Source organism: Streptomyces qinglanensis (assembly GCF_900111245.1).
Classification (GTDB): Bacteria; Actinomycetota; Actinomycetes; order Streptomycetales; family Streptomycetaceae; genus Streptomyces; species Streptomyces qinglanensis.
On the sequence record NZ_FOGO01000003.1, the window covers coordinates 342,789 to 359,669 of the forward strand.

The 16,881-nt window shown below is 73.9% G+C and carries 15 protein-coding genes; 4 read left to right on the plus strand and 11 right to left on the minus strand.

Annotated features, from left to right (window positions below; translation table 11 throughout):
* Positions 1 to 37: 37 nt before the first annotated feature.
* Complete coding sequence (locus BMX65_RS08600; protein WP_074999562.1) at positions 38 to 1,711, plus strand: FAD-dependent oxidoreductase; 1,674 nt, start codon at positions 38 to 40, stop codon at positions 1,709 to 1,711.
* A gap of 179 nt (positions 1,712 to 1,890) precedes the next feature.
* Here the strand turns inward: BMX65_RS08600 and BMX65_RS08605 are convergent, their stop codons facing one another.
* Positions 1,891 to 2,346 carry a nuclear transport factor 2 family protein gene (locus BMX65_RS08605; protein WP_074999563.1) on the minus strand — a complete coding sequence of 152 codons (456 nt, stop codon included), beginning with the start codon at positions 2,344 to 2,346 and terminating at the stop codon, positions 1,891 to 1,893.
* Between the two features lie 101 nt (positions 2,347 to 2,447).
* Between BMX65_RS08605 and BMX65_RS08610 the strand changes: the two genes are divergently transcribed.
* Positions 2,448 to 3,017 carry a PadR family transcriptional regulator gene (locus BMX65_RS08610; RefSeq protein WP_074999564.1) on the plus strand — a complete coding sequence of 190 codons (570 nt, stop codon included), beginning with the start codon at positions 2,448 to 2,450 and terminating at the stop codon, positions 3,015 to 3,017.
* Positions 3,018 to 3,165: 148 nt separating this feature from the next.
* Here BMX65_RS08610 and BMX65_RS08615 read toward each other — a convergent pair whose 3' ends face one another.
* Complete coding sequence (locus BMX65_RS08615) at positions 3,166 to 3,786, minus strand: L-threonylcarbamoyladenylate synthase (protein ID WP_074999565.1); 621 nt, start codon at positions 3,784 to 3,786, stop codon at positions 3,166 to 3,168.
* A 129-nt stretch (positions 3,787 to 3,915) separates the two neighbouring features.
* The gene (locus BMX65_RS08620) at positions 3,916 to 4,503 is read right to left on the minus strand and encodes a TetR/AcrR family transcriptional regulator (protein WP_079171796.1); all 588 of its coding nucleotides are present in this window, start codon (positions 4,501 to 4,503) and stop codon (positions 3,916 to 3,918) included.
* Between the two features lie 299 nt (positions 4,504 to 4,802).
* On the opposite strand from BMX65_RS08620, the gene BMX65_RS08625 reads away from it, so the two are divergent.
* On the plus strand, positions 4,803 to 5,030 hold the full coding sequence (locus BMX65_RS08625; RefSeq protein ID WP_074999567.1) for a hypothetical protein: 228 nt from the start codon (positions 4,803 to 4,805) through the stop codon (positions 5,028 to 5,030).
* 299 nt (positions 5,031 to 5,329) lie between these two features.
* Here the strand turns inward: BMX65_RS08625 and BMX65_RS08630 are convergent, their stop codons facing one another.
* Together BMX65_RS08630 and BMX65_RS08635 are read right to left on the minus strand one after the other, a co-directional pair.
* Entirely contained in the window at positions 5,330 to 6,232 is a 903-nt protein-coding gene (locus tag BMX65_RS08630; protein ID WP_074999568.1) for a serine hydrolase, read from the minus strand.
* Positions 6,229 to 7,134, minus strand: a complete 906-nt coding sequence (locus tag BMX65_RS08635; RefSeq protein WP_074999569.1) for a LysR family transcriptional regulator — start codon at positions 7,132 to 7,134, stop codon at positions 6,229 to 6,231. The genes BMX65_RS08630 and BMX65_RS08635 overlap by 4 nt, the downstream gene beginning before the upstream one ends.
* 186 nt (positions 7,135 to 7,320) lie before the next feature.
* On the opposite strand from BMX65_RS08635, the gene bla reads away from it, so the two are divergent.
* Positions 7,321 to 8,235: a class A beta-lactamase gene (gene bla / locus BMX65_RS08640; protein ID WP_074999570.1), complete on the plus strand. Its 915-nt coding sequence runs from the start codon at positions 7,321 to 7,323 to the stop codon at positions 8,233 to 8,235.
* Between the two features lie 61 nt (positions 8,236 to 8,296).
* Here bla and BMX65_RS08645 read toward each other — a convergent pair whose 3' ends face one another.
* The 6 genes from BMX65_RS08645 to BMX65_RS08670 all read right to left on the minus strand — a co-directional run bounded on the left by BMX65_RS08645 (position 8,297) and on the right by BMX65_RS08670 (position 16,854).
* On the minus strand, positions 8,297 to 9,781 hold the full coding sequence (locus BMX65_RS08645; RefSeq protein WP_074999571.1) for an alanine/glycine:cation symporter family protein: 1,485 nt from the start codon (positions 9,779 to 9,781) through the stop codon (positions 8,297 to 8,299).
* Positions 9,782 to 10,087: 306 nt separating this feature from the next.
* Entirely contained in the window at positions 10,088 to 12,340 is a 2,253-nt protein-coding gene (locus BMX65_RS08650) for a HelD family protein (protein WP_074999810.1), read from the minus strand.
* 261 nt (positions 12,341 to 12,601) lie between these two features.
* Positions 12,602 to 13,480, minus strand: coding sequence for an SAM-dependent methyltransferase (locus BMX65_RS08655; protein WP_074999572.1), 879 nt, complete (start codon positions 13,478 to 13,480; stop codon positions 12,602 to 12,604).
* Between the two features lie 244 nt (positions 13,481 to 13,724).
* Positions 13,725 to 14,279, minus strand: a complete 555-nt coding sequence (locus BMX65_RS08660; protein ID WP_074999573.1) for a GNAT family N-acetyltransferase — start codon at positions 14,277 to 14,279, stop codon at positions 13,725 to 13,727.
* A gap of 16 nt (positions 14,280 to 14,295) precedes the next feature.
* Complete coding sequence (locus BMX65_RS08665; protein ID WP_074999574.1) at positions 14,296 to 15,492, minus strand: cation diffusion facilitator family transporter; 1,197 nt, start codon at positions 15,490 to 15,492, stop codon at positions 14,296 to 14,298.
* Positions 15,493 to 15,936: 444 nt separating this feature from the next.
* Entirely contained in the window at positions 15,937 to 16,854 is a 918-nt protein-coding gene (locus BMX65_RS08670) for an NADP-dependent oxidoreductase (RefSeq protein ID WP_177214225.1), read from the minus strand.
* Positions 16,855 to 16,881: the final 27 nt, after the last annotated feature.

Below are 16,881 nucleotides of genomic sequence, written 5' to 3' on the forward strand. Positions count from 1 at the left end.
CCTCCCAGCGCCGCACGCCGCACACGGAACCGGCCCCATGACCTACGCCATCAGCCAGAACTGCTGCAACGACGCCACCTGTGTCTCCGTCTGCCCGGTCAACTGCATCCATCCCACCCCCGGCGAGCGCGACTTCGGCAGCACCGAGATGCTCTACATCGACCCTGCCGCGTGCATCGACTGCGGAGCCTGCGCGGACGCCTGCCCGGTGGACGCGGTCTTCCCGGTGGAGAGCCTCACCGGGCCGCAGCGGGCGTACGCCGAGATCAACGCCGCCTACTACGCCGACGCGCCCGCGCCCCGGCCCGCGGAGGGCAGCCCCAACTTCCACTCCTGGAGCGAGCCGTCCTTCCCGCGGACCCTGCCCTCCGACTTCGCCGCGCCCCGGGTGGCGATCGTCGGCACCGGTCCGGCGGGCATGTACGCCGCGGAGGACCTGCTGCTGCACACGGCGGCCGAGGTGACGCTGCTGGACCGGCTTCCCGTGGCCGGCGGACTGCTGCGGTACGGGGTCGCGCCCGACCATCCGGCGACCAAGGGCATCGGCGACGCCTTCGCCCGGTTCCACAGCCACCCGCGGGTGCGGATGCTGCTGGGCGTCGAGGCGGGCCGGGAGGTCACCGCGCAGGAGCTGAGCGCCCACCACGACGCCGTCGTCTACGCGGTGGGGGCGCCCGGTGACCGGCGGCTGGGGATCCCGGGCGAGGAGACGGCCGGTTCCCTCGCCGCCACCACCTTCGTCGCCTGGTACAACGCCCATCCGGACGTCCCGGCGGACGCGATCGACCTGTCCGCGACCCGCGTCGTCGTGGTCGGTACCGGCAATGTCGCTCTCGATGTGGCCCGCATCCTGCTGACCGACCCGGAGGAGCTGGCCGGTACGGACATCGCCGACCACGCCTTGGCGGCCCTGCGCGCGAGCGCCGTGCGCGAAGTGGTGCTGCTGGGCCGCCGCGGCCCGGAGGACGCCGCCTGCACCCGGCCCGAACTCCGCGCGCTGACCCGGATGTCCGGGGTGCAGCACGTCGTCGACGCCCACGACCCGCGTACCGGCGCGGCGATCGACGCCGCGGGGCCGCAGGAGAAGGCCGCCCTGTTCCGCGGCATCCCCCGTGAACGGGTGGACTGCTCCTCTCCGGCGGCCGGCGGCCCCCGGCGCCTGGTCTTCCGCTTCCACTCGGCGCCCGTCGAGGTGCGCGGCACCGCCGGCGACGACCGGGCGGCGCCCGACGATCTGGACGTCCGGGTCACCGGGGAGGCGGGCGGTACCGGTATCCGGGCGGGGATGCTGCTGCGGGCCGTCGGCTACCGGGGCGCACCCGTCCCCGGGCTGCCCTTCGACGAGGACAGCGGGACGGTCCCGCACGAGAGCGGGCGGGTGACCGGCGTGTCCGGCAGCTACGTGGTGGGCTGGATCAAGCGGGGCCCGACCGGGGGCATCGGCGCCAACCGCGCCTGCGCGGCCGAGACCGTCGCCACCCTGCTGGGCGATGCGGCCGAAGGCTCCCTTCCGCAGCCCACCGGCTCCGCGAAGGCGTTCCGGCGGCTGGCCCGGCGCCGCAGCAGCCAGGTGGTCGACGCGCGGGGACTGGCGGCCATCGACCGCGCCGAGCAGGCGCGCGGCCGCCGCAGCGGCCGGCCGCGCAGCAAGCTGGCCACCGTGCCCGCACTCGTGGCCGCCTCCAGGTCCCGCCTCCCGCTCCCCCGCTGACCGGCGACGCCGCGGCCGGGCCCCGGCCCTCCGGAAGGACCCGTCCGGCACAGCCCCCGCACCGGACGGTCACCCCTCCACCGGCCGGTCCTGGAACGGCCGTCCGGGCCGCCGTTCCGGACCCGCCGGCCGGGCCGTCCCGCCACCGGGGCACCGCGGCGGGACGGCCCGGCCGGCCGCTAGCGGCCGGCCGGTGCCGGACCCTCGTGGGCGGCGCCGTCCGGGACGAGGCCGTCGGCCACCAGACCGGCCAGGACCGCCTCGCCCAGCGCGTGCACCGCGGACTGCGGGCGGACCATCACCGTCAACTCCGCGATCCGGCCCTCCGGGTCGAGGTGCAGCAGGTCGATGCCGTGGATCTGCCTGCCGTTGACGGCGGCCCGGAAGACCAGCCCCGCGGTGGCGGCCTGCGGCCCGTCCTGGCCTGCCTGTGCGGTGCCGTCGAGATGTCCGACGTAGCGGAAGTCCTCGAAGGTACGGAGCAGCACCCCGAAGAGGCCCAGGACCGCTTCCCGGCCTTCGAACGGGGTGAACTTCACCGGACTGTGGAGCCGGATCTCCGGGGTGAACAGCCCCTCCAGGGCGGTGAGATCGCGGTTGTCGACGGCGGCGCGGAAGCGGTCCACTGTGGTCATGGCTCACCCTTGATAGTCATGAGTACGATTACTCAGATTCATGACTATCACGCTCTCGGAGTCCTGGACAGGGGCGTGCACTGCGGAGAGGGGACGGTCCGGTGGCTTTGCGGCACGCCGTACTGGCGGCGCTCCTGGACGAGGAGTTGAGCGGATACCAACTGGCCAAGCAGTTCGACGCGGGGGTGGCGAACTTCTGGCACGCGCTGCCGCAGCAGGTGTACGCCGAGCTGGCGAAGCTGGAGGAGGACGGGCTGGTCGCGGGACGCGAGGTGGTTCAGGAGTCCCGCCCCAACAAACGCCTCTTCCAGGTCACCGACGCCGGGCTGGGCGCACTGCGGCGCTTCGCGGCGGCCCCCGCCAAGCCGACCTTCGTCCGCGACGACCTCCTGGTCGCGGTACAGGCCGCCGACCACCTCGAGACCGCGGACCTGATCGACCGGCTCGAGAAGCGGGCGGCCTTCGCGCAGACCAGGGCGGAACTGTTCGACGCACTGCTGCGGACGATGCGCGGGAACCGCACCGAGGACGACTTCCTGCGGCACGGCAGACGGATCGGCCCCTATCTGACCTGCCTGCGCGGCCTGGACTTCGAGCGGAGCAACCAGCAGTGGTGCAGACGCACAGCGGCGGTCCTGCGGGAGAGGAACGGCACCTCCGAGACCGGGTGAGGCGCCGGTGCCGGGGAGCGGCACCGGCCCCGGCCCCGCCCCGAGCGGCCGGGGACGGCCCGGGACGCATCGCGAGCCCGCGGGAGGCCGACCCGCCCGCTGCGGGTCGGAACATCCCGGTCACACGGATCCGCCCCGGGGGGCGCTGCTAGGAGAACGGCGCGGGGTCGCCCGCGCCGGTACGCACGATCTCGACCGTGTCCCCGGAGAAGTCCACCACCGTGGTGGGCTCGGTACCGCAGTCGCCCGAGTCGACCACGGCGTCCACGACGTGGTCGAGCCGTTCCTTGATCTCCCAGCCCTGGGTCATCGGCTCCTCCTCGTCCGGGAGCAGCAGGGTGCTGGAGAGCAGCGGCTCGCCGAGTTCGGCCAGCAGCGCCTGGGTGACCACGTGGTCGGGGATGCGGACGCCGACGGTCTTCTTCTTCGGGTGCAGCAGCTTGCGCGGCACCTCCTTGGTCGCCGGGAGGATGAAGGTGTAGCGGCCCGGCGTGGCCGCCTTGACCGCGCGGAACACGTCGTTGTCCACGTGCACGTACTGGCCGAGCTGTGCGAAGTTCTGGCAGACGAGCGTGAAGTGGTGGCGTTCGTCGAGGTCGCGGATGGAGCGGATGCGGGACAGGCCGTCGCGGCTGCCCGGCCGGCACCCCAGAGCGAAGCAGGAGTCCGTCGGATACGCGATGAGCGCGTCCGCACGGATGCTCTCGACCACGGTGTTGACGGTCCGCCGCTGCGGGTTCTCGGGGTGCACGTCGAAGTACTTCGCCATCCACCGAGCCTAAAGCGTGTCCGGCGGGCCGTGCCCACCGGACGGGACGTGCCGCGGGCCGCGCGCCGCGGACCCGGCCGGGCGGTACCGCGCGCCGACGGCACCCGCGCCGGGGCCGTACGGGGTGGGTCAGGGGCCGCCGTCCTCCCGGTCCCGGTCCTCCCGGGGGCGGTCGAGCACCAGGTCGGCGGCGTGCGCCCGCACCTCGGCCCGCGTCCGGCCCCGGTAGTCGGCGGCGATGAAGTGCTCACCGATCGCCACGCAGAACGCCAGCATGCTGCGTGCCTCGACCTCGTCGGGGTCGGGGCAGAAGGTGCCGATCATCTCGCGCAGCAGCGCCATCCGCCGGTTGTCCACCCTGCGCAGCCGTTCGGCGACCGCGGCGTCCCGGCGGGCCCAGTCGCGGATCGCCAGGTCGATGGGGAGCAGCCGGTCACCGGAGAAGGTCAGGGCCCCGGCCCGCTGAATCTTGGTCTTCGGGTCGCCGCCCTCGCGCTCGACGCGGTCGATGACCCCGTCGACGCTCTCCCGCTCCCAGGTGTCCAGCATCGCCTCCAGCAGCGCCTCGCGGTCGGCGAAGTATCCGTAGAAGCCCCCCTTGGTGACGCCGAGGTGCTTGGCCAGCGCCTCGACGCGGACCGCGTCCGGGCCGCCGCGGGCCAGCGCCCGCAGCCCCTCCTCGACCCACCGGCTCCGGGGGGTGCGCGCAGCGCCCACGATGCCTTCCACCTCGCCTCTCGCCCGCGTACCCGGCCTCGCATTCGTGCACGGCCGCCGTTGTGTACGCCATCGTATGGCCGGGCGGAGCCGGGGCCGGGCGGGAGGTCACGGGGAGCCGGTCGCGCCCGGGAGGGGCAGCCCGGCCGGGCCGTGCCGTGCCGTGCCGTGCCGTGCCGGGCCGGGCCGTGCCGTGCCGTGCCGGGCCGTGCCGGGCCGAGGTGGGCGTGTCCGCGGTGGACCGGGGCTCGTTGTCCTGGTGATCCGTTGTGCGGTACCGACAGCCGGGAGGAATCCGGATGCACAAGCGAGCGCTGGCGCTGGGAATGCTGACCGCCGGAGCGGCCCTGCTGGGAACGGCCACCGCGGCGCAGGCCGCAATGGCCGACAGCGGGTCGCAGCCCCCGGCCGCCGCCGCGCCGGCCGGTGGCGGTGCGGGCAAGCTCGGGCTCGGCACCCTCATCTCCCAGCCCGAGCAGCAACTGCGCACCCTGGGAGAACAGGCCCAGCGGTACGGGCAGCGCTGATCCGGGACAGCGTCCCGCGCCGCAGGCGCGTTCTCCCGGACCGGGCGCCCCCGCCCCGGGAGAACGTGCCGTTCCGGCCCCTGAGTGCGTCAGCCCCCAGCAGCGTCCGCAGCCCGGGCCGGAGACGGTCGCCAGGGGCGTCCACCACGGCACCGCGCAGTGGCCAGATCTGCTGTTGACGACGAAGTCGGCGCCGGTGAGCGCGGCGCGCCGGTCGGTGTGGTGAAATGGCGCCCAGCCGCGCATCTTCCGGCAGCCCGGCCGCCGGAGGCGCCCCGCCGCTCGGCTGCGGCACGGTGTCAGCCGTGCCGCAGCTGGTCCCGCAGTTCGCGGGCGACCTGGGCCATCAGCGCCTCTGCACCGGGCTGGGCCGCAGCGGGCACCCGGGACTCCGTGAGGGCCGCGACGGCGAAGACGTCGCCGTCGTCGTGCTCGACCACCCCGACCTCGTGCCGGAGGTTGAGGAGGGTGCCCGTCTTGGACGCCCAGGTGGCGGCGTCGGAGGTGAAGTCCGGCGCGAGCCGTTGGCGCAGCACGTTGTCGGCCATCAGGGCGCGGATCCGCGCCGCTGTGTGCGGGTCGACGGCCGAGGGGGTCCAGAAGGCTTCCAGCAGGTCCGCGAAGGCCCGGGCCGTCCCGGAGTTGGTCCGGGTCACATCGAGCTGCGGGAGCCGGTGGCCGTGCCCTCCGGTGGCGGCGCCGACGGCGAGGGAATGCGCCAGGTGCGCATCCCGCGCCGGAAGATGCTCCACGGGTGTGTCGGTCAGCTCGCCGAGGGCGTGCCGGACCGCGAGGCCCCGCACTCCCAGCGCGCGCACCCGGGCCTCCACGTCACCGGGCGGGGTGAGGCCGAACAGGGCGTTGGCGGCGGCGTTGTCGCTGAGGGAGGTGCTGAGGTAGAGGAGGTCGTCGAGGGCGACGCGGGCCGGGTGCCGGAACCGGGTGAGCCCGGTGGGGCCGGGCCGGGTGGCGCGGCCCGGCTGGACTTCGAGCTGCTGGGCGCCGTCGAGTTCGCCGCACCGGATGCGCTCCAGGGTCGCCAGGGCGAGGGGCAGCTTGACGAGGGAGGCGACGGGCAGCTCGATGTCCGGGTCGATGCCCGCCTCTCGTCCCGTCCGCAGGTCGCGCACGAGGAACGAGCCGGTCAGCCCGCCGTCGCGGAGGGCCTGGCGCAGCTCACGCAGCAGGTGGCCGTCCGTCATGCGCCGCTCTCCTCCCCGTCTTCGCCCGCCCGCGCGCCCGCGCCCAGGCAGTGTGCGATCTCCTCGCCCAGGCGGCCGCCGAGGCGTTCGGCGTCGCTCTCCTCGGCGGCCAGGAGCCCGAACGTCCGCTCCAGCGCGAGTTCCCCGAGGGGGCGCCAGTGCAGCCCGAACTCCCGGGCCTGCAGCGGTGAGCACAGCAGCAGGTCCTGCGAGGCGAACACCTCGGCGGCCGCCTGGGTGAGTGTGGCGGCGACGGAGAGCTGCGCGGGACGCAGTCCGACCGCGTCGCGCAGCCGGACCATCGGGTCCCGGATGTGCGGTACGTCGTCCTCGGGCTGGAGCCAGACGCGGCGGGGCGGCGCCGAGTCGGTGCGCCGGGGCCGCAGCGTCTCCAGGTAGCGGCGCCGGGCGCGCGGCCGGTCGAGGCCGGCGAGCCCGAGCGGCACGCGCCAGCGGGCCTGGTCCGGCGGCACCGCCACGAGCGCGGCCCGCACCTGCTGGGCGCGGACGAGGTACGGGCGCGCCTCCGGAGCCGCGGTGCGCAGCTCCAGGGTGATGCGGTGGCCGCGCGCGGCCGCGGCGAGGCGGGCGAGGGCGGGTGCCGGGCAGGTGTCGGGGACGGCGAGGCGGACGGGCCGGCGCCGGGCGGCCGCCGCCTCGTGCTGGAGCTCCTCGGCCGCGAGCACCAGCCGCCGCGCCGCGGGGAGCAGTTCCCGCCCGAAGGGGGTCAGCCGGGTCCGGCGCGAGCTGCGTTCGAACAGCAGCTCGTCGAAGTGCCGCTCCAGCGCGGCGACGCGGCGGCTGGCGACCGACTGCGACGTGCGCGCCGCCGCCGCACCCACCGTGAAGCTGCCCCGCTCGCTGACGTGCACGAACGCACGACAGGCACTCACAAGATCCACGCATGCCACTGTATGCGCCCGCCGCACCTATGCGGATCGTGCATCAACCGGCGCGATCCGGTCTTGGACCGCATGACGGACGGGGCGGCAGGCTGCCTGCCACGGCGGCGGTACCCGTGGCCGCCGTGCCCGGCCCCACCCGGCCCGGGGAATCAGGTTCCGGACAGTCGGAGGTATCGACCACCCATGCGCACGATCTCAGCCCGGCGCAGGACCCTCAGCGCCCTCGGCCCGCTCGCGCTCGTCCTGCCGCTGCTGGCCTGCGGTACCGACGACCGCGCGGACTCCTCCGAGCCCGCGGCCTCCGCGTCCGCGCGGCAGCAGGCGGCCGCGGCGTTCCGGAAGCTGGAGCGCACATACGACGCCCGGCTCGGCGTGTACGCCGTGGACACCGGTACCGGCCGGGAGATCTCCTTCCACGCGGGTGAGCGGTTCGCCTACGCCTCGACGCACAAGGCGTTCACCGCCGCCGCGGTCCTGGACAAGCGCTCGGTGAACGGTCTCGACAAGGTGATCACCTACCGCAAGGAGGACCTGCTCCCTCACTCCCCCGTCACCAGCGAGCACGTCGAGGAGGGGATGACGTTGCGGGCGCTGTGCGCGGCGGCCCTCCGGCAGAGCGACAACGCCGCGGACAACCTGCTGCTCCGCGAACTGGGCGGGCCCGAGGCGCTGGACGCCTTCCTCGAGAAGCTCGGCGACGACGTGACCAACGTGAACCGCTACGAGCCGGAGCTGAACGAGGCGACCCCCGGTGACGACCGGGACACCACCACACCGCGGGCCTGGACCGCGGACCTGCGCGCCGTCGCACTCGGTGACGGCCTGAGCAAGAAGGAGCGGGCCCGGCTCGACACCTGGATGCGGAACAGCCCCACCGGGAAGACCCTGATCCGGGCGGGGGTCCCGGAGGAGTGGAGGGTCTCCGACAAGAGCGGGGGCGGGCACTACGCCACCCGCTCCGACATCGCCGTCGTCCGCCCGCCGGGCAGGGCGCCGCTCGTGGTCACCGTGATGTCCAAGCGCACCGAGCAGGACGCCGAGTACGACGACAGGCTGGTGGCCGAGGCGGCCTCGGTCGTCGCCGACGAGCTGAGCTGAACGCGGCGGGGCCCCGCGGAGGGTCGTCCCTCCGCGGGGCCCCGGACGGCGCCGGTGCGGCTCAGCGCTCCTCGGCGGAAGCCTTGGCGGTCTCCGCAGCGGCGGCCCGCTCGCCCTCCCAGCACTCGATCTCGCCGGGGAGCTCCGGCAGCCGGTCCCGGACGAATGTCGGGTCCAGGCCCTGGCGGCGCTGGGCGCGGTAGTCGTCCAGCAGCTTCCACGCGATGGCCGACAGCGGCAGGATCGCCACCAGGTTGACCAGCGCCATACTGCCCATGAAGACGTCCGCGAGGTTCCAGACCACGTCCACCGAGCCGAGCGCGCCCGCGAACACGGCGCCCAGCACCAGGATGCGGAAGGCCGGCAGCACCCAGCGGCGGCCCTTGGCGCCCGTCATGAACTGAAGGTTGGACTCGCCGTAGTAGTAGTTGCCGATCAGGGTGGAGAAGGCGAGCAGGAAGACGACCAGCGTCAGCACGTGCCCGGCCCAGCCGCCGAGGGAGTCCTCCAGGGCGGACTGCGTCAGGTCCGCACCGCCGCGCTCGGACAGCGAGGGGTTGGTGGTGAGGATGACGAAGGCGGTCATCGAGCAGATCAGCAGCGTGTCGAAGAAGACCCCGAGGGTCTGCACCAGACCCTGCTTGACGGGGTGCGAGACCTCGGCCGTCGCGGCGGCGTTGGGCGCCGAGCCCAGGCCGGCCTCGTTGGAGAACATGCCGCGCCGGATGCCCTGCTGGATCGCCGCACCGATCGCGCCGCCGGCGACCTCGCGGAAGCCGAAGGCACCGCCCACGATGTCCGCGAAGACCCGCGGCACGTCGGAGATGTTGAGGATCACCACCGCGAGGCCCAGCAGCAGGTAGATCACGGCCATCACGGGGACGACGAGCTGGGTCACCGTCGCGATGCGCCGGACGCCGCCGAAGATCACCAGGCCCAGCAGCACCATGACGGCGATGCCGGCGCCGGCCGCGGGGAAGTCGTCGCCGAAGGAGCCCTTGGTGACCGAGGCGATGGTGTTGGACTGCACCGCGTTGAAGACGAAGCTGAAGGTCAGCGTGATGACGACCGCGAAGACCACGCCCAGCCAGCGCTTGTTGAGGCCGCGCTGCATGTAGTACGCGGGACCGCCCCGGTAGGTGCCGGACTCGTTGCCGTCCTTGTCCCGGTTGCGCACCTTGTACAGCTGCGCCAGAGACGCCTCCACGAACGCGGACGAGGCGCCCAGCAGCGCCATCACCCACATCCAGAAGACGGCGCCGGCCCCGCCGGCGGTGATGGCCGCGGCCACGCCCGCGACGTTGCCGGTGCCCACCCGGGCCGCGGCGGAGATGGTGAAGGCCCCGAAGGACGACACCTGCTTGCGGCCGTCCGGCCCCGGCTGCGCTTTGTCACCGAGCACCCGCACCATCTCGGGCAGCAGCCGGAGCTGCACCCCTCGGGAACGGAGCGTGAAGTACAGCGCGGCACCTACCACCAGGGGGATGAGGAGGTAGGTCCAGAAGACGTCGTTGACGTCGAGGATGAGGGAGTTGAGCGAATCCACGCGGCGTCCTCGGGAAGATCACGGCCGGTGCACGGGGCGCCGACCGGGGGGACAAGTTCCGGAAAATCTTCCGTAGCGTACTTGTCACCCCGGACGGCCCGCAGCGCTCTTCGGTGTGCCCTGCCTCACACCCCGTGCCGGAGGTCTTGCGCGCCCTCCGGCACAGCGGTATTCGAGCATCCGCGAGAGCCAGGTCACGCGGCGGGGTATGCGCTCCGGTGCATGGCGGGTGCGACGTGCTGCCGCGCGGGTACACACCGTCACGGCGGTGGGGTCACCGCCACGGGCCCGCCCGGCCCCCCGGGGTCAGGCCGGGCCCGCTGCTTCCTCGCCGGCCAGCACCTCGGCCAGCGGCGCGGGCAGGGGTGCCGCGTGCAGCAGTCCGAGGCTCTGCGTGGCCCGGGTCAGCGCGACATACAGGTCACTGGTGCCGAACTCGCCGGGCTCGACGACCAGGACCCGGTCGAACTCCAGGCCCTTGGCCTGCCGGGGGCCGAGGAGCACCAGATGCCGGGTGAGGTCCGGCTCACCGCCCGCGACGACCCCGGGCAGCCGGGCCGCGAGCGCCTCGTGCAGGCGGCGTGGGGCGATCACCGCGAGGCGCCCCTCCTCGGGGATCCGCGCTGCCGCCGAAGCGGCGACCGCAGCGGGCAGCTCCCCCACCGGCACCTGCCGGGCCCAGGGGCGGGTGCCCGTGGAGCGGACGGAGGACGGCGGCGCGAATCCGGGGTGCCGGGCGCGTACGACGGCAGCCGCGAGTTCCATGATCTCGGCCGGGGTGCGGTAGTTGACTCCGAGCCGGGTGTGCTCCCAGCGGTCCCCGAGGTAGGGGCGGAGGATCCCGTCCCAGGAGCCGACACCGGCCTCCTCCCCGGTCTGCACCGGGTCGCCGACCAGGGTCATGGAGCGGGTCGGGCAGCGGCGCATCAGCAGCCGCCAGGCCATCGGGGAGAGCTCCTGTGCCTCGTCCACGACGATGTGCCCGAAGGCCCAGGTACGGTCGGCGGCGGCGCGCTCCGCGGCGGTGCGGTGGTCGGCCTCCTCGTGGCGCTCGGCCATCCGCTCGGCGTCGATGACGTCGTGCGCGCCGAGGATCTCCGACTCGGCGTCCTCGAACTCGTACGACTCCGAGCCGCGGGCGACCTCCAGCACTCCCTCCGCGTAGGCGATGCGCTCCTGGCGTCCGGCCTCGGCCGCCGCCCGCTGTGCGCTGTCGTCCACACCCAGCAGCTCGGCGGCCTCGTCGAGCAGCGGCACATCCGCGGCGGTCCAGTCCGCCGGCTCGGTGGCCGGGCGGCGGATCGCCTCGGCGTCGCGCTCGTCCAGGTACACGGGGTCGGCCAGATAGTCGGCGACGAACTCCTCGGGGGTGAGCTCGGGCCACAGGTCCGCGATCGCCGCGTGCACGTCCGGGTTGGCGGCGATCGCCTTGCCGAGCTGCGCGACGTCGTCGGCGCCCAGCAGGTTGGGGCCGCCGTAGGGGTCGGTGCCGATCCGTTCGACCAGTTGCGCGGTGAGCGCGTCCAGCACCCGGAAGGCGAAGTGCGGGCGGGCCAGGTTGTGCTGCAGCCCAGCGGCGCGGGCGGCCTCCCGGGCCTCGTCGGCCAGGTGCCAGTCGATGACCAGGTCGCCGTCGTCGTGCGGCACGACGAGGGGCTCGCCCGGTTCGGGCACCTGCTGGCGGTCGCGGACGGCGCGCCGCAGGGCCTCCGCCATCTCCTCGCGGCCCTTGACCACGGCAGCGCGGGGGGTGTCGGTGCCCTGCGCGGTCAGGCCGGGGTACAACTCGCCGAGGGTGGACAGCAGTACGCCGGTCTCGCCGAGTGAGGGCAGCACCTCGCCGATGTAGGCGAGGAACGCCGGGTTGGGGCCGACGATCAGCACGGCCCGCCTGGCGAGCGACTCGCGGTGCTCGTAGAGCAGGAACGCGGCCCGGTGCAGCGCGACGGCGGTCTTGCCGGTGCCGGGGCCGCCCTCGACGACGAGCACACCGCGGTGCGGTGCCCGGATGATGCGGTCCTGCTCGGCCTGGATGGTGCGCACGATGTCGTTCATCCGGCCGGTGCGGGCCGCGTCGAGCGAGGCGAGCAGGACGGCGTCGCCGGTGGGGTCCTCGTGCCCGGTGCGCTCCTCGTCCCCGAGATCGAGCAGTTCGTCGTGGATCTCGGTGACGGTGCGGCCCCGGGTGGTGAGGTGCCGCCGTCTGCGCAGACCCATGGTGGTGTGGCCGGTGGCCAGATAGAAGGGACGGGCCACCGGGGCGCGCCAGTCGATGAGGACCGGTGTGCGTTCGGTGTCGTCCTCGCGGATTCCGATGCGGCCGATGTGGTACGACGCTCCGTCGGTGCGGTCGATCCGCCCGAAGCACAGGGAGCCGTCCACGGCATTCAGCGCGGCCAGCAGCCCGGAGCGCTCCGCGACCCGCACATCCCGCTCGACGCGCGCCTGCTGGGTGCTGCCCTCCGGCTGCTGCGCCTCCCGGACGGCCGAGGCGGTCCGCCCGCGCAGTGCGTCGACCCGCGTGTAGAGGCGGTCGAGGTACTCCTGCTCGTGCTGCAGTTCCGCACTTCCCCGGTTTGACAAAACGGCTCCCTGCCCGGTAATCTCATTCTTGGTCGACAGCCCTCTACGGAGGGCTTTTTCTGTGTGCACACACAGAAATCCGGAGCCTAGCCAAGAAGTTCCCCGGCCCGCAACGCGAGTACCGGGGATGTGCGGTCACCGCGCACCCGATGGGATGGCGCCGAGTGGTCGGTCCGGACCCCGGCGCCGGGGGCGCCCTCATCCGGGGAGGCGCCCCGTTCCGGCGCCGCGGTGCGTTCAGGGACGGCGGGCGAAGACGTGCCGTACCTTCTCCGCCGCCGGCGGGGCGGGGTCCAGCGGGCGGCCGTGCAGGCGTGCGGACTCGTGCGCCGAGCGGCTCTCGTACTCCCAGCCGAGCGCGGAGAGTTGCTCCGCCAGACCGCGCCGCTCCCCGTCGGGCAGCAACGCGGGCAGGTCGATGCCCAGTTCGGAGCCGCCGTCGCGCAGCAGCGAGTCGCTCAACTCGGTGCCCACATCGAGGATGTACTCGACGGCGACGCGACTGCCGGCAGCCGAGAGCCGGTCGATCTCCGTGAACAGCCGCTCCTCGGCGTCGGGCGGCAGATACGGCAGCAGCCCTTCGGCCAGCCACACGGTGGGCCGGGACGCCTGGAATCCCGCACTGTCCAGTGCGGTGGCCCAGTCCTCGCGCAGGTCCACCGGCACCGGGGTGTGCCGGCAGTCCGGCCGCGCGCCCTCCTGCGCCAGCACGGTCTGCTTGAAGTCGAGCACCAGCGGCTGGTCGAGTTCGAAGGAACGGGTGCCTTCGGGCCACTCCAGCCGGTAGGGCCGGGTGTCGAGGCCGGAGGCGAGAAGGACGACCTGGTGCACGCCCTCGCGCGCGGCCCCGAGGAGGAAGTCGTCGAAGACCCGGGAGCGCACGCCCAGATACGCGTTCATCAGCGCCCACTGCTCCTCCGGCCCCGACCGCTCCCGCAGTTCCTCGGGCGTGAGCGGAAACGGCACCGTGGAGGGCGCGGCCCGCACGAAGGCGGCCGCGTACGGATCGTCGATCAGCGCGTCGGGGCGGGCGGTCTCGACCGCTCGCCCGGCCGCGACCGCCAGGGCCGTCACGCCCACGCCGGAGACGATGTCCCACTGCTGATCCGCCGTCACGGAGGTACCTCCTACGCACCAAGAGAGCTTTCCGGCCTGCCTGTTCACACAGGCGCATCGGTGTGCACCTGCGCGTGACGCTACAAGGTGGTAGCCGCAGGCAACCAGTGTGTGACGGTCATCACGCCTCTTCTCGGCCATCGTGGTGCCCGCTGCCCCGCGGCTCCTCGGCACAGCCACGGGGTGCTGCAGCGGCGGCTCCGGCCGGGGCCGCAAGAGGGCTGCAGCGGGGCCGGAGCCGGGGCTAGAGCGCGGAGAGATGCATCAGGATCTCGTCCCGGTCGTCACCGTCGGCGAGCCGGAGGGCACCGGGCCAGCGGCCGATCTCCCGCCACCCGAGGCGCCCGTAGAAGTCCTCCAGGCCGACCCCGGCACGGGCGGCGAGTCGGAGCTGCTCCAGCCCCATCTCGTCGCGGGCGACCCGGCGCGCCTCCTGGACCAGCGCCGCGCCGTAGCCCTGCCCCTGCACCTTCGGATGGGTCTGCACATGGTGCAGCGTCCCCCAGTGCGCGATCAGTTCGAACAGATCGCGTCGCAGGTTGAGCCATCCCACCGGTTCGCCGTCCTGGACGACGGTCAGCAGCCGGCAACTGCGCGGAGCCAACGCGTCGATGATCCGCTCCAGCGCGGGCACGGTGTCGGAGCGGTCGACCGGCGGGTAGGGGAAGCCCGCGGCTCCCCCGGCGTTGCTGACGTCCGTCCAGCACGCGGCGAGCGCTTCGCGCAGCACCGGACCGACCTGCTCCGGGGCGGTGAACTGCTCGAAGACCGGGGTACCGCGGGCGGGGCTCCGTGGCACAGGGGGTGTCGGCTCCTCACGCACGTGCGGATTCCTTCCCCGCCGGGGTCCGGCGGTGGGTGTGGTGGGCGAGTTCGGCGTGCGGGTCGGCGCCGAGCGGGGTGTGGTCGATGTGCACCGTGGCGGCCGTGAGCCGGGGCACCGCGTGGATCAGGGCATGCTCGGCCTGCACCGCCAGGCGGTGCGCTCCCACGATCGTCAGGTGCGCGTCGACGACGATATCGGCCTCGGCGCGCAGCACATGGCCGATCCAGCGCATCCGCACCTGACCGACGCCGCGGACCCCGGACACCGCGCGCAGCGCCGCCTCGGCGGCGGCGACGTGCGCGGGGTCGACGGAGTCCATCAGCCGCCGGTAGACCTCGCGGGCCGCGTCCCGCAGCACGACCAGGATGCCGACCGTGATCAGCAGACCGACGACCGGATCGGCCGACTGCCACCCGGCGGCGGCGCCCCCCGCGCCCAGCAGCACGGCCAGGGAGGTGAGGCCGTCGGCGCGGGCGTGCAGACCGTCCGCGACCAGTGCGGCCGAGCCGATCCGGCGTCCGGTGCGGATGCGGTAGCGGGCGACCCACTCGTTTCCGGCGCAGCCCACCAGCGCCGCCGCGGCGACCGCCCACAAATGGCTGACCTCGCGGGGGTGGAGCAGCCGGTCCACCGCCGTCCACGCCGCCAGCACGGCCGACGCCGCGATCGTGAGGACGATGGCGATGCCCGCGAGGTCCTCGGCCCGTCCGTAGCCGTAGGTGTAGCGCCGGTTCGCCGCCCGCCGCCCGAGGACGAAGGCGACACCGAGCGGCACCGCGGTCAGCGCGTCGGCGGCGTTGTGGAGTGTGTCGCCCAGCAGCGCCACCGATCCGGACAGAGCCACGATCACCGCCTGGGCGACGGCGGTCGCTCCGAGGACGGCGAGCGAGATCCACAGGGCGCGCATCCCTTCCCGGGAGGTCTCCAGCGCCGCGTCCACCTTGTCCGCCGCCTCGTGGCTGTGCGGGGTGAGCAGGTGGGTCCAGCGGTGCCGCCACCGGACCGCACGGGAGGCGGCCGGTGCGTGCCGGTCTCCGGCGCCGGGTCCGGGGTGGTCCCCTCGGTCGCGCCGACGGGAGCCGTGCCCGTGATGGTGGTGGTCGTCGGGTCCGTGCCCGTGGTGATGTCCGCCGGATCCGTGTCCGTGGTGGTGATCGTGCGCGCGGTCGTGCTCTCGCCCCTCCATGAGGGCCACCGTGGCACACGGAACCGATTGCGGCTATTGCCGTCCTACCGCCCCCGACCAGGTGCGACCGCCGCGCAATTGACCACAGGGAGCAGGTGCGGAGGGGGGACGGGCTCCGGCCGGTGCGCGTGGCCTCGACCGGGCGGCGGCGGACGTCGCCGATCATTGTCGAAGACGAAGACGAAGACGAAGACGGAGACGGAGACGCGGCCGGCGCCGGTGGCCCTGCCGCGGCCGAGCCCGACCCGGCCCGGTGTTTCTGCCGCGGCCGAGCCCGGCCGGTGCCACCGGGAACATCGGCGCCCCCGGGGGGACGGGCACCCGACGGAGACGCCTGTCCACCGGCCCCGTCCCCGAAGAGACGCCGAGGCGTCACGGCGTCACGGCGTCACGGCGTCACGGCGTCACGGCGTCACGGCGTCACGGCGTCACGGCGTCACGGCGTCACGGCGTCACGATGATCTTCCCGTGCACATGGCCGGACCGGCTGAGTTCGAATGCGTCGGCCAGCCGGGCCAGCGGGAACACATCGGCCACCCGCACCGACACCCGGCCCTCGTCGGCCCACCCGGCCAGGACCGCCAGATCGTCGCCGCTGGGGCGTACCCACATCCACTGGCCGCCCTTCTCCAGCACCGTGTTGTCCGCGATGGAGGCGTGCCTGCCGCCGTCCGCCAGGACGCTCAGCGTGGTGTCCAGGACGCCGCCGACGAAGTCGGCGACCACGTCGGCGCCCTCCGGCGCGACGGCCCTGATCCGCTCGGTGAGGCCGTCGCCGTAGGCGACCGGCTCGGCTCCGAGCGCACGCAGCCGGTCGTGGTTGGCAGGAGAGGCCGTGCCGATGACGCGGGCGCCGAGCGCCAGGGCGATCTGCACCCCGAGCGAGCCCACTCCCCCGGCCGCGTTGTGGATCAGCACCGTCTCGCCTTCACGGGTGCCGAGCCGGGTGAGTGTCTGGTATGCCGTGAGTCCGGCCAGCGGCAGGCCCGCCGCCTGCTGCCAGGACAGCGTGCTCGGGCGGCGGGCCAGGCAGCGCACCGGCACGGAGACGAACTCGGCGAACGTGCCGCCGTGCACGTAGTCCTTGCGGGCGTAGGCCATCACCTCGTCGCCGACGGAGAACTCGGGCGCGTCGATGCCGACCCGCTCGACGACGCCCGCCACGTCCCAGCCCGGTACGACGGGGAAGACGGTGTCCATCATGCCCTGCAGGCCGCCCGCCATGATCTTCCAGTCGACGGGGTTGACCGCCGCGCAGCGCACCCGGACCAGCACCTCCCCCGGTCCGACCTTGGGCAGCGGCTGCCGCGTCGCCGACAACACCTCCGGACCGCCGAACCGGTCGTAGGTCATCGCGTGCATCGTCTCGGCGTCAGAGTCGCCGTTGGT